The organism is Pseudomonas sp. COR18 (genome assembly GCF_048568395.1).
GTDB lineage: Bacteria > Pseudomonadota > Gammaproteobacteria > Pseudomonadales > Pseudomonadaceae > Aquipseudomonas > Aquipseudomonas fuscovaginae_B.
This window is the reverse complement of sequence record NZ_CP183808.1, coordinates 5,841,754-5,855,065: the sequence shown is the minus strand read 5'-3', so window position 1 is coordinate 5,855,065 and position 13,312 is coordinate 5,841,754. Positions and strand designations below refer to the sequence as shown.

The following is a 13,312-nucleotide window of genomic DNA, read 5'->3' as shown; positions in this document are numbered from 1 at the left end:
ACAGAGGATCGGCATCGCTGTAGAGGGGGGAATTTCGATGAAAGGTTTCTGGCGCAACAGCCTGGCCGCCCTGGCCGGGTTACTGGTGAGCGTCGGCGCACTCGCCGAATCGGCACCGGCCTCGGTAAAGATCGCTATCGTGGCGTTCACGCAGGGTGGAAAGCCGGTGTTCGGCGGCATTCCCGGACGGGTGATCGAGGACGGCTGGCTGGAACAGCAGCTCAGCCAGCGTGGGGTCAAGCTGGAGTGGGTCGCCCTGCCCCACGCCGGCGCCGGTCCGCAGATCAACGAAGGTTTCAGCAACAACAGCATCGACTTCGCCGTGCGCGGCGACCTTCCCTCGGTGATCGCCGGTGCCGGTGGCGTACCAGGCAAGCTGATCGTACCGGGCGGCAGCGGCAACAACGTCTACCTGGTGGTGCCAGCCAACTCCACGGCCAGGTCCATCGAGGATCTGAAAGGCAAGCGCCTGGCGCTGCATCGCGGCCGCCCCTGGGAGTTCGCCTTCAGCAACTTCCTCGCCAGCAAACAGCTCACGCTCGACGATTTCAAGGTCGCCAACCTCAACCCTCAGGTCGGCGCCGCCGCCGTGTCCGCTGGCAAGGTCGACGCCGCGGTACTGCTCAACGAAGCCTATGCCCTGGAAGACAAGGGGGTCGGCAGGATCATCTGGTCGACCAAGCAGGGCAGCAACGACTGGCGCCTGGTCTCCGACCTGTGGGGCACCGACCTTTTCGTCGAGCGGCATCCGGACATCACCCAACTGCTCGCCACCGCCTGGGTCAAGGCCGCCTGGTGGATCTCCCAGCAACCGAACCAGGACGCCTACTACCAGTTGTCCTCCCGTGCCGGCATCAGTGAAAGCGTGCTGCGCCGCGACGACCAGGGCGACCCGGTGAGCTGGAAGGATCGCTGGGGCCCCAAGAGCGACCAGCAGCTCAAGGCCCACTACCAGGCCCTGAGCACCTACGCCCTGGCCAACCACCTGATTCGCGACAACTACGACATCACTCCGGCGCTGGCCACCCGCTACACCAACCAGGCGCTGATCGACCTGAACCTTACCGACTACTGGCCGAACCTGCGTGGCCAGATCACTCAACATCCATGACAGGAGTCCCGATGAGCATCGAATTCTTTACCCGCCTGCCGCTGCACGGCGAGACCCAGTTCCTCCCCGGCGACCCACGCAACCGCGGCGACTGGCACCGTGGCGGTCCGAGCACCGGCGCAGTCTCCGGCTTCAGCGTCGGCGACCACTTCACCTATATCGACTACCTCGGCCAGATCGCCCGCGCCGCGGAAATCAATGGCTTCGGCGGCGCACTGATGGTCAACGCACCGAGCGGTGAGGAACCCTGGACCGTCTGCTCGCTGCTGGCTCGGGAAACCCGTACGCTGAAATACGTCACTGCGTTCCAGCCCTACCACTACACGCCCTGGGTCGCTGTGCAACAAGCCGCGACCTACCAGCGCGCCACTGGCAACCGGTTGGTGTGGAACATCATCAACGGCGGTTCGGACACGATCCAGCGACAGGTCGGCGACTTCAGCGAGCATGACGAACGTTATGAACGCGCCATCGAGTTCATGGACGTCGTCAAGGGCTACTGGAACAACGAAACCTTCCACTACGACGGCAAGTTCTACAAGGCCGATGGCGGCGGCTTGCGCGGCCCGCAGAAGAAGGCCGAGCTGCCGCTGATCTGCACCGCCGGTTCGTCGATCGCGGCGCGGGAGTTCGCCGCGCGACACGCCGACTTCTACCTGATGCGCGCCGAGCACCCGACGGAAATCGCCGCGCTGATCGCCGACATCCGCGAACGCGCACTGAAGTACGGCCGCACCGGCATTCGCTTCGGCCTGTCCATCGATGTCATCACCCGCGAGACCGAGGAACTGGCGCTGACCGAAGCCAAGCGCTTCTTCGACGAGGGCATTGCCCGTGGCGCGGTGAAGGCCGTGGCGGCCCATGCCGGGCTGCGCACCGCGCGCAAGCTCAGCTACGAAAACGACTTTGCCCACAAGAGCGAGGCCCAGGGTTTCGAGGACTTCTTCATCCACCCCAACGTCTGGACCGGTTTCGGCTACATCGGCATTCCGCCCGGCTGCGCGCTGGTGGGCAGCCATGAAAACGTCGTGGCGCGGATTCGCGAATACAACGCCCTCGGCATCGATCTGTTCTTCCTCGCCGGCTACCCGCACCTGGAAGAAGCCTACCGCCTGGGCGAGCACATACTGCCGCACTTTCGTGGCGAACGCGGTGGCCTGAGCCGCACGGCTGAACCGCTGCTGGCACTCCACAGTGCCAACGGTCCGAGCGGAGCCTGATCACATGAGCCAGGATTCGCATTCACTCAGCCGGCGCGCCTTTCTTGGCCACAGCGCCGCCCTCGGTGGCGGGCTCATCCTCGGAGGCAGCCTGCTCGCCGGCTGCGGTCAGAAGGATGACAAGCCGGCAGCCAGCGCCGCCACCGACGACCAACCACGCTATGGCGGCCGGTTGCGCCTGGGTATCATCGACGGCAACCAGAACGGCAACCTGGACGCCCACAAACCCGTCGGCGGCGGCATCGTCCGCGGCTTTGCCCTATACAGCAAGCTCTGGGAATGGGATGAGCACATGCAACCACGCCTGGCTCTGGCCGAGCTCGCCGAACCGAATGCCGATGCCAGCCAGTGGACCCTGCGCCTGCGCCAGGGCCTGGAGTTCCACCACGGCAAGACCATCGACGCCGACGACCTGATCTTCTCCATCCGCCGCCTGACCGACCCGCAACTGGCCTCGCCCTATGCGGCGCTGCTGCACTGGGTCGATCGCGACAATCTGGTCAAGCTCGACTCGCGGACCGTACGCCTGGGCTTTCGCGAGGGCCGCAGCTACATGCCGCTGGCGGAAACCTGGGTCAACTTCGGCGGCATCGTCCCGGTGGATTACCATCCGGTGAACAACCCGGTCGGCGCCGGGCCGTTCAGGCTCAAAAGCTACAACCCCGGCCAGCGTTCACTGTTCACCCGTTTCGAGAACTACTACAAGGAAGGCAAGCCCTACGCCGACGAGCTGGAAATCATCGACTTCAAGGACCAGGTCGCGCGCCTGGCAGCCCTGCGCGCCGGGCAGATCGACATGGCCAACGTGATGCCCACCGAACAGCTTGAAGTGCTGCAGCGTGATCCGCGGGTACGCCTGCTGAAGTCGGTGAGCGGCAACTGGCTGTCGTTCGACATGAACCTGGACAAGCCGCCGTTCAACGACCCGCGGGTACGCGAGGCGTTCCGCCTGCTGGCCGATCGCGAGGAACTGGTGCGACGTGCGCTGAACGGCCAGGGCCGGGTCGCCAACGATCTGTATGCACCGAGCGATCCGACCTTCAACCACGACCTCGGGCCGCGGCCTTACGACCCGCAGAAGGCGGCGCAACTGCTCAAGGAGGCCGGCCAGGAAAAACTCGAGGTGGAACTGATCACCACCGCCGGCCCCGGCCTGTCTTCGGCACTGGTGCTGGCCGAACAGGCCAAGCGCGTTGGCGTGACCCTGAAGGTCAGGCAGGTCGACCAGGCGACGTTCGAGGGCCCGCAGCGCACCGACTGGGCTCTGAGCACCGGCGGCAGTATCGGGGCGCCGTTCCTGGCCAGCGCGATTCATACCGACGCGCCGTTCGCGGTGTCGAACAAAACCCACTTCAACGACCCGCAGTTCTCGCAAGTGTTCCTCGAAGCCATGGCCCAGCCCGACCTGCACAAGCGCACGGCCCTGGTCCACCAGGCCCAGCGCATCCAGTACGAGCGCGGCGGTCTGCTGATCTGGGGGTACGCAGACCTGCTCGACAGCGTCGCCACCCGGGTCGGCGGCGCAGCGGCGGAGGAATCGCTGTTCAGTACCTGGCGCTTCGAGCGCTTGTGGCTCAGGGACAGCGCCTGACTGTGGGTGACTCCAGGTTTTTGGGCACGGCTTGGGGGCCTCTTCGCGGCGATGCGGCGTCCCGACAAGCCCTGCTCCTGCAATGGGCGCGTCCGGATTCAACGCAGTACCTGTAGGAGTCGGGTCTGTCGGCGAACCACCGCAGGCGGCCACTCCCCTCCACCCACAACCTTTCCCTGTTTCCATCACCTTGGCATTCGAGGCGAGTTCGTCATGCCCTCTATCGCACGTTTTTTACCCGCGCCAGGCCCTGAAAACCTGCGCAAGAGCGCCCTGGCGCTGGCTATCCTGTCCAGCCTGACGCTGCCGGCGCACGCCGCCGACACCCAGTTGCAAACCGTCACCGTCAAGGCCAGCGCCAGCCAATCCGACGACGATGCCCTGCCCACCCGACCACCGTCCTCGGTCTACGGCGGCACGGAGGCCAAAGTCCTCGATACCCCGCGCTCGGTCACCCAGATCAACGCCGAGCAGTTGGCCAATGACCCGATACACAGCGCCGATGACCTGGTCAAATACGCCCCCGGTATCACCCGCGGCGGCGGCCAGAACGCCGGCATCGCCCCGCAATTCCGCGGCCAGGGCTCCGAGGTGTTCCAGGACGGCCAACGCGCCTACGGTGTGCGCCACCCGGCCAATTTCAACGCCTACGAAGGCGCTGACATCGTCGCCGGCCCGTCATCGGTGACCTATGGGTCGGTCTCCGGTAGCGGCGGCTACATCAACTACCTGAGCAAGAAGCCCGATTTCAGCACCTTCAGGACCAGGGTCAGCGGCGAGGTCGGTGCCTGGATACCGGACGGCACGTCCCGCGACTCGAGCAAGTTCAGCATCGACAACACCGGCCCCCTGAGCGACAACCTCGCCTACCGGGTCAGCATCACCAAGCAGCGCCAGCAGGACTTCTACGACAACGTCGACAACAACTTCGACGCTTTCTACGGTGCACTGGCCTGGCGCAACGACAACGTAAGGGTCGACTGGAACGCCAGCTACGACAACTACTACGACTACAACATCACCCACGGCTGGAACCGTGCCACCCAGGAACTGGTGGACAGCGGCAAGTACTACGCCGGGCGCGCCACGCCGATCATCCAGAATGGCACGACCCTGTGGTCACCGGTGCTCGCCTCCGGTGCTGCCGATGCGGCGACCCTGGGCTGGGTCCAGCGCCAGCGCAATGCCCAGGGCCAGTACACGGTGGTCGACGGCACGTTCCAGGCGGCCTCGCCGAATACCCAGGGCAGCCCCGGCACCCTGCGCGGCTGGGTGTACGACCCGAGCCTGGCGGGCAATGGGCTGACCTCGTTGTCGCCCCAAGTCGGCCAACGCGCCGAAGACCAGAACCGCTCAAGGCGCTTCACCACCCAGTTGCGGATCGAGGCCGACCTGTCGCCGACCATCACCCTGGCCAACAGCACGTTCTACCAGCGCTCCAGGGACCTCACCGATGCGGTCGGCTCGTTTCAGGTCAAATCCAAGGACAACATCTTCGACAACCGCTTCGAGTTCCACTGGAACAACGAACTGCGCCTGGGTGACTTCAGCCTGCGCGACGAGAGCAACAGCGGGCTGATCTACCGCCGCGAGTTCAACCAGTCGATCGCCGCCAACAACAGCTTCGGCTCAACCATCAACGCCTACGACTTGACCCTCGATCCCTCCGGCAAGAACCCCGGCACCCTGCTCGGTCTGACCGGCGCGAACCCGGCTGGCGGCAACGCGGCCTGGATCGGCCAGGCCGGCGTACCGCAGTACTCCAGCTACTACGGCTGGCTCAACCTGCCGGCCATGTACCCCATCGGCGGCGGGCTCTATGCCGAGTCGGTCGCCCCCTATACCGCCGAAAGCACCTGTACCACCAAGACCCTGTTCAGCCAGCACAACCTGCACTTCGGCGAACGGTTCGGGCTGAACGTCGGTGCCAGCCGCAGCTGGATCGATGCCGAGATCGACAACCCGTTCGTACTGCCGGGTGGCAACCCACGCAAGGACAGCCACGACTACCGGCTGTTCTCGGTGCAGGTCAGCCCCTACGTCAAGCCCACAGAAAACAGCACACTGTACTACACCTTCGACCGCTCGCTGGCGGTCAATACCGGGTTCTTCTCCAATGGCCTCGGCTGGGGCAGCGGTACCGGCGCCAACCAGCTCAACCCGCTGGCCTTCCAGAGCCTGAGCGTGCTGCATGAAGTGGGGCTGAAGGTCGAGGCCGTGCCCAGGGAGCTGTTTTTCACCCTGGCCGCCTTCAAGCAGGCCCGCGACCAGTCGCCGGACAGCAACAACAACATCGCCCGGCTGGTGATCAAGGGCGTCGAGTCGACCATCCGCTACCAGCCGGACGAGCACCTGCGCAGCGGCCTGAATCTGTCCAAACTCAATGCCTACAACGAATACACCTCGCAGGCCGGCTTCGCCTCGGCCGGGTTCATTCCCGACAACGGCACGGTGTTCGGCGATAACAACAGCCTCAACCAGCGGCCCTCCGGACGCTTCGACGCCGTGCAGATTCCCGAATACACCGCCAGTGGCTATGTCGACTATCGCTTCGACTCGGGCTTCGGTGCCGAGCTGTCCGGCTGGTGGACCAGCAACTGGTACCTGAACCTGAGCAAGACCGTGAAGATCCCCAACGAATACAACCTCGACCTGGCGCTGTACTACCGCCAGCCGCAGTGGAGCACCACCTTGCGGGTGCTCAACCTGACCAACGAGCTGAACTTCGTCAGCGGCTTGGCCGGTTCCACCAACACCTTCCTGCAACCCATGCCCGGACGCACCGTGCTGGCGCAGTTCGACTACCAGTTCTGACCCTTTCCCCCCAAAGAGGCAACCACGATGTCCATTGAATTTGTCGGCATGATCTTTCCCCGCCAGTGGTCCGAGACCCGAGGCGTACGCAGCCCGGACTTCGACCTGGAGTTCATTCGCCACCACGCCCGCAGCCACGAGCATGCCGGTTTCGACCGGGTCCTGATCGCCAGCGGCCCGGGCAGTGCCGACAGCCTGCAGATCGCCGCCTACGCGGCGGCCCATACCGAACGCCTGGGTTTCATGATCGCCCATCGCCCGGCGCTGACCGCTCCTACCGTTGCGGCACGCGCCTTCGCCACACTGGACCACACCACAGGCGGCGGGCGGATTCGCCTGCACGCGATTACCGGCATCAGCGCCGAACCCCAGGAAGGTGACACCCTGCTGGACAAGACCGAACGCTATCGGCGCACCGACGAATACCTGGAAATCGTCCGGCGCACCTGGACCGAAGAGCAACCGTTCGATTTCGAGGGCAAGTATTTCAACATCAAGGGTGCGTTTTCCCCGGTCAAGCCGTTGCAGCAGCCGCATATCCCGATCTCGTTCGGCGGCTCGTCGGACATCGCCTACCAGATCGCCGTCAAGCATGCGGACCTTTATGCGCTGTGGGGCGAGCCGCTGAGCGGCGTCGCCGAGCAGATCGGCAAGCTCAAGGCCGCAGCGCAGGCAGCGGGTGTTGCGACGCCGCGGGTGAGTCTGTCGGTGCGGCTGATCCTCGGCGCCACCGAGGAACTGGCCTGGCAGCGGGCCGAGCAGATCCTGGCACAGATCAAGGCCAACCCGCAGTTCGCGGCGGGCAGCCCTTGGCAGAAGCGCATCAAGGGCACCGGTTCCGAACGGCTGCTGGCAGCGGCAGCGTTGGGCGACCGGCACGACCGGGCGTTGTGGATGCCGACGGCGACAGCGGTGGGTGCCTATGGCGACACCACGGCGCTGGTCGGCACGCCTGAAACGGTGGCCCAGGCGCTGCTCGACTATGTGGATCTCGGCGTGACGACTTTCCTGAACCGAGGTTACGACCCGCTCTATGACACGATCGACTATGGGCGCTGGATCATCCCGGCCGTACGTGAAGAGGCAGAGCGGCGCAAGGCGCGGGTAGCATAGGTGGGGAGCGGTATCATGGCCGATACCGCTATCGCCAGCAAGCGGAGCTCCGCCAGGCCGCCTCCCACAGCGTCATATGCTGCCGGCCGTATCGAGTACACTTGCGACACAGGTCTTGTTGCGTACACAAAACCTGTGGGCAGGCTTGCTGGCGATCACCGCGCAGCGGTGCCTTATCAGCGCAAACCCAGCAACGTCGGCGAATGCTCCAGCAACGAGCGGGTATATTCCGCCTCCGGGCGATCCAGTACCTCATCCACCGCTCCCTGCTCGACCACCCGCCCCTGCCTGAGCACCAGCACCCGGTCCGCAATCGCCCGGACCACCCCCAGGTCATGGGTCACGAACAGCAGGGTCAGGCCCTCCTCCTGCAACTGCCGCAACAACGCCAGGATCGAAGCCTGCACCGACACATCCAGCGCCGAGGTGATCTCGTCGCAGATCAGCAGCGTCGGCTCGCACACCAGCGCCCGGGCAATCGCCACACGTTGGCGCTCGCCGCCCGACAGGCTGTGGGGATACAACTCCATCACCGCCGCCGGCAACGACACGCGCCTGAGCACCGCCTCCACCCGCTCGCAGGCCTGGCGACCCTTGATACCGAAGAAGTGCTGCAACGGCGCGCTCAAGGTCTGGAACACCGTCTGCCGCGGATTCAGCGCCCGATAGGGATTCTGGAAGATGTACTGGATGCGGTGTCGCAAGCCCTTCTCGCGCCCGCGCGCCTCCAGGCTCAATGCCTGCCCGGCAAAACGCAGCTCGCCCTCGGCATTCTCCCCCAGTCCGGCCACGGCACGGGCCAGGCTGGTCTTGCCAGAGCCGGACTCGCCCACCAGCGCCAGACACTCCCCCGGCAGCAGTTGCAGCGACACGTCGAACAGCACCTGCCGGTCATACGCCACGTTCAGCCGCTCGACCTCCAGCAAGGGTTCCGTCGCCGAGCCAGCCGTCACCTGCCCCAATACTGCCTGGGCGAGCCAATGCAAGGGTTCACGATGGGGAGCCAGGCAAGCCACCGCCTGCCCCGTCGCCCACTCGCTCAGGGCCGGTTCCGCCGCCGTGCACTCGGCCCGGGACCACGCGCAACGCGGCGCAAACGCACAACCTCGCGGACGTTGCCCCGGTGCTGGTGCCTGACCGGCAATCGCCTGCAGATCGCGGCGCTGGGCGACATCCGGAATCGCCGCGAGCAAGCCACGGGTATACGGATGGGCCGGCCGCGCAAACAGCGCGTCCCGCCCGGCGATCTCCACCAGCCGTCCGGCGTACATCACCATGACCCGGTCCACCAGGTCCTTGATCACCGCCAGGTCATGAGACACGTACACCGCCGCCACACCTTGGCGCTTGCACAGGTCGCGCAGGGTCTCGAGGATATGCGCCTGGGTGCTGACGTCCAGGGCGGTCGTCGGCTCGTCAAGCACGATCAGCCGTGGCCGCAGCACGAAGGCCAACGCCAGCATGACCCGCTGTTGCTGACCACCAGACAGCTGATGGGGAAAGCGCCGCAGGAACGCCTCGTCATCCGGCAGCCCGACATCGCACAGGGTCTGGCCGATACGCTGGCGCACGCCAGCACGGCTCAGCCCGTCCTGATGGGTTTCCAGGGTTTCGCGCAACAGCTGGCCGATACGCAATGCCGGGTTCAGCGCCGTGGCCGGGTCCTGGGCGACATAGCCGATCAGGCTGCCGCGGGCCCGGCGCAGGTCCTCGCCACGCAGCTCCAGCAATGCCTGCCCAGCCACCTCAATCCTGCCGCCGACGATCCGCGCCCCTCGTCGGGCATGCGCCAGCAGCGCGGTGGCCAGGGTGGTCTTGCCGGAACCGGATTCGCCCACCAGGCCGAGAATCTCACCGGCGTCCACCGCAAACGACACCCCCGACAGCACATCGACCTGGGCCGACAGCTCGACTCGCAGATCGCTCACCCGCAGCACCTGAACGCCTGCCTGCAAGCGTGGCTCCATTTCGGCAATGGCATTCATGCTGACTGGTCTCCGATCCGCGAACTGCTGCGGCCGATACCCTCGGCGAAGATGTTCGTGCCATAGGCGAAAATGCCAACCAGCAACGCCGGCGCCAGCACCGCCCATGGCTGCACCAGCAGGCCGGCCTGGTTTTCATTGATCATCAGGCCCCAGTCGGCGGCCGGTGGCGCCACGCCATAGCCGAGGAAACTCAGGCCCGAGAGCATGCCGATGCCCCAGGTCAGCATGTTGCCCAGGTGCACCAGCAGTGGCGTCAGAATATTCGGCAGGATCTCGCGGAACAGAATGCGCCGGCGCGAATACCCCATCATCTGCGCCGCCTCGACGAACTCCTGCCCGGCCACGCTGACCGCGCAGCCACGGGCCAGGCGGATCACGCCGGGGATAAAGGCAATCGCCACGGTCAGCACGATCAGCCAGGGTGCCCGGCCGAGCATGGAGACGATCAGCAGTACCAGGATCAGGTCGGGAAATGCCAGCGATACATCCGCCAGCCAACTGATCCACTGGTCCAGCCGTCGTCGCGACAGCCCCGCCAGCAGTCCCAGGGTACTGCCCGCCGCCAGGGCGATGAGGGCAGCCGCCACCGACATCCACAGGACCGACAGCCCACCGCTGAGCAGCCGCGACAGCACGTCATGCCCCAGGAAGTCGTAGCCCAGCCAGGCACCGGCCTGCGGCGCCCCATAAACCTGGCCGACCATGTCGGTGCTGCCATGGGGTGCCAGCCACGGGCCGAGCAGCGCCAGCAGCACCACCGCCAGGGTGATCAGGGCGCCCTTGCGGGTCTGCGGTTCGGCCAGCCAGTGGCGCCCGCGCAACAATCGGATATCACTCATGTATCACCTCTCAAGGCGCCTTCGGCGAGCGCCGCCACCAGGGCTGAATACCGCGCTGGTTACGTTGGATCAGAGAGACCCGCCAGGCCGTGCGCAGCCTGGGGGTCGACAACACGGTCAGCAGGTCGGCCAGCAGGTTGATCAGCACCACGCTGAGGGTGATGACCAATACGCAGGCCTGGATCATCGGCAGGTCGCGCATCTGGATGGCCGCGTTCAACAGCGTGCCGATCCCCGGATAGCTGAAGACCACCTCGGCCAGCAACGCGCCGCCGAGCAGGATGCGCAGGGTCAGCGCCACCCCCTGGATCGCTGGCACCAGCGCATTGGGCAGCGTATGCCGCCAGACGATGCGCCACTGCGGGATGCCGCGTAACCGGGCGGCGATGACATAGTCGGACTCCAGCGCCTCGATCATCGACGAGCGCACCAGGCGCGTCAGATACGGCAGGGTCGACAGGCTCAAGGCCACGACCGGCAATACCAGGAACTGCAGTTGCCGCAGCAGCGGACGCTCCGGATCGAGGATCGACACTGCCGGCAACAGGTCCATGTGTGGCATGGAAAACAGCAGCACCAGCGCGATGGCCAGCAGAAAACCTGGCGTCGCCTTGAGAAAGATCAGCAACGACAGGCTCCAGCGATCCAGGCGCCGGTCCCGGCGCAGCGCCAGGGCCACGCCGAGCGCCAGCGCCGCCGGCACCGCCAGGAGGAACACGCCCGCCACCAGTGCCAGGCTGTTGCCGAAACGGCTGAACAGAATGCCGGCGACCGCGGCGTTGGAATCCAGCGAGATCCCCAGGTCGCCGCTCAGGGCGCGCCCGAGCCAACGCAGGTACTGCAGAATGATCGGCTGGTCAAGCCCCAGTTGCTGGCGCAGGGTCAGTACACTTTGCAACGGCGCGTCGGGGCCGAGAATCACCCGGGCCGGGTCCGACGGCAGCGCCTGGGTGGCGATGAACACCACCAGGCTGATCACCCAGGCGGTCAGCAGGCCATAGCCCAGGCGACCGATGAACCAGGATAGCCAGACCGGTGTCCGCGAGGTCTTGCGATGGGCTTTACGCATGATTCAACCACAACTCGTCGAAACGCCAGGAGGCGAAGGTGGTCTGTTCCGGCGTCAGGCCGCCGACCCGCACCGAGGCGGCGTCGAGCACATCGCTGAAGCCCCAGATCAGCAGACCGCCACGCTCGTGCTGGATGCGCTGGGCTTCGTGCACCAGCAGCCTACGCGGCTCCAGTTGCGGTTGCGCCAGCGCCTGCTGGTACAGCGCGCTGAAACGCTCGTCGTGGAAGTTGCTGCGGTTGTAGATCGCCTGGGGCGCATCGTTGTGCAACGCCGAGGCGAGGAAGCCGCGGGCCGGAGTGGAACCTGGCGACAGCAGCCAGCTCTCGCGCTGCGGGCCGTTGAACACCGAGCCATCGACCTGAGTGACCTTGATCTCCACCCCGGCCTTCTTCGCCTGCTGGGCAAACACCAGCGCGGCGTTGACCCCAGCCCCCGGGGTGGTGGTCAGTTCGACCCGCAGGTCCTGCTGGCCGGCCTGGCGCAGCAGCGAACGGGCCTGGTCCAGGTCGTATGGGCGCTGGGCGATCTCGTGGTTGTACGTGGGGTCCTGGGGTGAATAGAGATCATTGGCGATCCGTCCGAAACCATTGAGGCCGCGCTCCACCAGTTCCTTGCGATCGGCCAGCAGGCGGAACGCCTGGCGTACCCGCACATCCTGGAACGGTTCCCGGGCCAGATTGAGGTTGAAACCGGTGAACGAGGTGGTCGGCGATACGTAGAGCTTCAGGCGCGAGTCGGCCTTGAGCAACGCGCTGTGCTCGGCCTGCACGCCACTGGCGACGTCGATCTGTCCGGCGCGCAATGCCGCCGCGCGGGAAACCTGGTCCTTGAACTCGATGATTTCCAGTTCGTCGGCATAGGGCTGGCCGGGTTTGTAGTAATTCTCGAAACGGCGGTAGAGCGAGCGCTGTCCGGGGATGAAGCGCTTGAGCCGATACGGCCCGGCTCCCACCGGGTTGGTCACCGGGTCGTAGTCGGTGGGCACGATGCCGCCGAAGCTGATCAGGGTTTCGTCCAGAGGGAAGAAGCTCTGACCCTGTTTGAAGCGGATCTCGATCGTGCGCTTGTCGAGTTTGCGCAGCGCCGAGCGGTCGATGGCACCGACCAGTCCGGCATAGGGTGAGGCCAGCTTGGGGTCGGTGAGGCGAAGGATCGAGAACAGCATGTCGTCGGCATCGATGCTCTTGCCGTGGTGGAACTCCAGGCCCGGCCTGATGCGGATGGTCCAGGCGCTGGCGTCGGCATTCGGCTCGGCGAACTCGGCCAGGGCCAGGCGCGTGCTGACGTCAGGGTTCCATTCCCAGAATTTGCTGTACAGCGCCCAGCCACGAATGATCCCGCCGCCCACCGGCTTGTGGGCATCGAGGTTGCCGGCCTGGTCGCCATCGATGATGCCGACCCGCAGCCGGCCCCCATGCACCGGGGTCGCGGATAACATACCGGTCGCCGCGCTCGCGTCGCGGTTGTCGCAGCCGCCGAGCAGGCTGCTGCCGAGCAGCAGGCCACCGCCGACCGCCAGGCTGTTGCCGAGAAACGCCCGGCGGGAAAATTCCTGACTCATGAG

9 protein-coding genes are annotated in these 13,312 nt (G+C 65.7%); 5 read left to right on the top strand and 4 right to left on the bottom strand.

The window, feature by feature from the left end:
• The first annotated feature begins 37 nt into the window (after positions 1-37).
• The 5 genes from ACM62G_RS26885 to ACM62G_RS26865 all read left to right on the top strand — a co-directional run bounded on the left by ACM62G_RS26885 (position 38) and on the right by ACM62G_RS26865 (position 7,849).
• Positions 38-1,111: an ABC transporter substrate-binding protein gene (locus ACM62G_RS26885; RefSeq protein ID WP_273820834.1), complete on the top strand. Its 1,074-nt coding sequence runs from the start codon at positions 38-40 to the stop codon at positions 1,109-1,111.
• Between the two features lie 11 nt (positions 1,112-1,122).
• Positions 1,123-2,331: an LLM class flavin-dependent oxidoreductase gene (locus ACM62G_RS26880; RefSeq protein ID WP_273820835.1), complete on the top strand. Its 1,209-nt coding sequence runs from the start codon at positions 1,123-1,125 to the stop codon at positions 2,329-2,331.
• 4 nt (positions 2,332-2,335) lie between these two features.
• Positions 2,336-3,922, top strand: coding sequence for an ABC transporter substrate-binding protein (locus ACM62G_RS26875; RefSeq protein ID WP_419736006.1), 1,587 nt, complete (start codon positions 2,336-2,338; stop codon positions 3,920-3,922).
• Between the two features lie 213 nt (positions 3,923-4,135).
• The gene (locus ACM62G_RS26870) at positions 4,136-6,736 is read left to right on the top strand and encodes a TonB-dependent receptor plug domain-containing protein (protein WP_419736005.1); all 2,601 of its coding nucleotides are present in this window, start codon (positions 4,136-4,138) and stop codon (positions 6,734-6,736) included.
• Positions 6,737-6,763: 27 nt separating this feature from the next.
• Positions 6,764-7,849, top strand: a complete 1,086-nt coding sequence (locus ACM62G_RS26865) for an LLM class flavin-dependent oxidoreductase (protein WP_273820838.1) — start codon at positions 6,764-6,766, stop codon at positions 7,847-7,849.
• A gap of 176 nt (positions 7,850-8,025) precedes the next feature.
• Here the strand turns inward: ACM62G_RS26865 and ACM62G_RS26860 are convergent, their stop codons facing one another.
• From ACM62G_RS26860 to ACM62G_RS26845, 4 genes are read right to left on the bottom strand one after another with little or no spacing between them, the layout of a single operon-like run.
• Entirely contained in the window at positions 8,026-9,834 is a 1,809-nt protein-coding gene (locus tag ACM62G_RS26860) for a dipeptide ABC transporter ATP-binding protein (protein ID WP_419736004.1), read from the bottom strand.
• Complete coding sequence (locus tag ACM62G_RS26855; protein ID WP_419736003.1) at positions 9,831-10,676, bottom strand: ABC transporter permease; 846 nt, start codon at positions 10,674-10,676, stop codon at positions 9,831-9,833. The genes ACM62G_RS26860 and ACM62G_RS26855 overlap by 4 nt, the downstream gene beginning before the upstream one ends.
• 10 nt (positions 10,677-10,686) lie before the next feature.
• A complete protein-coding gene (locus ACM62G_RS26850; RefSeq protein WP_273820841.1) occupies positions 10,687-11,745 on the bottom strand; it encodes an ABC transporter permease in 1,059 nt (352 codons plus the stop codon).
• Positions 11,738-13,309: an ABC transporter substrate-binding protein gene (locus ACM62G_RS26845; protein ID WP_273820842.1), complete on the bottom strand. Its 1,572-nt coding sequence runs from the start codon at positions 13,307-13,309 to the stop codon at positions 11,738-11,740. Before ACM62G_RS26845 ends, ACM62G_RS26850 begins: the two co-directional genes overlap by 8 nt.
• Positions 13,310-13,312: the final 3 nt, after the last annotated feature.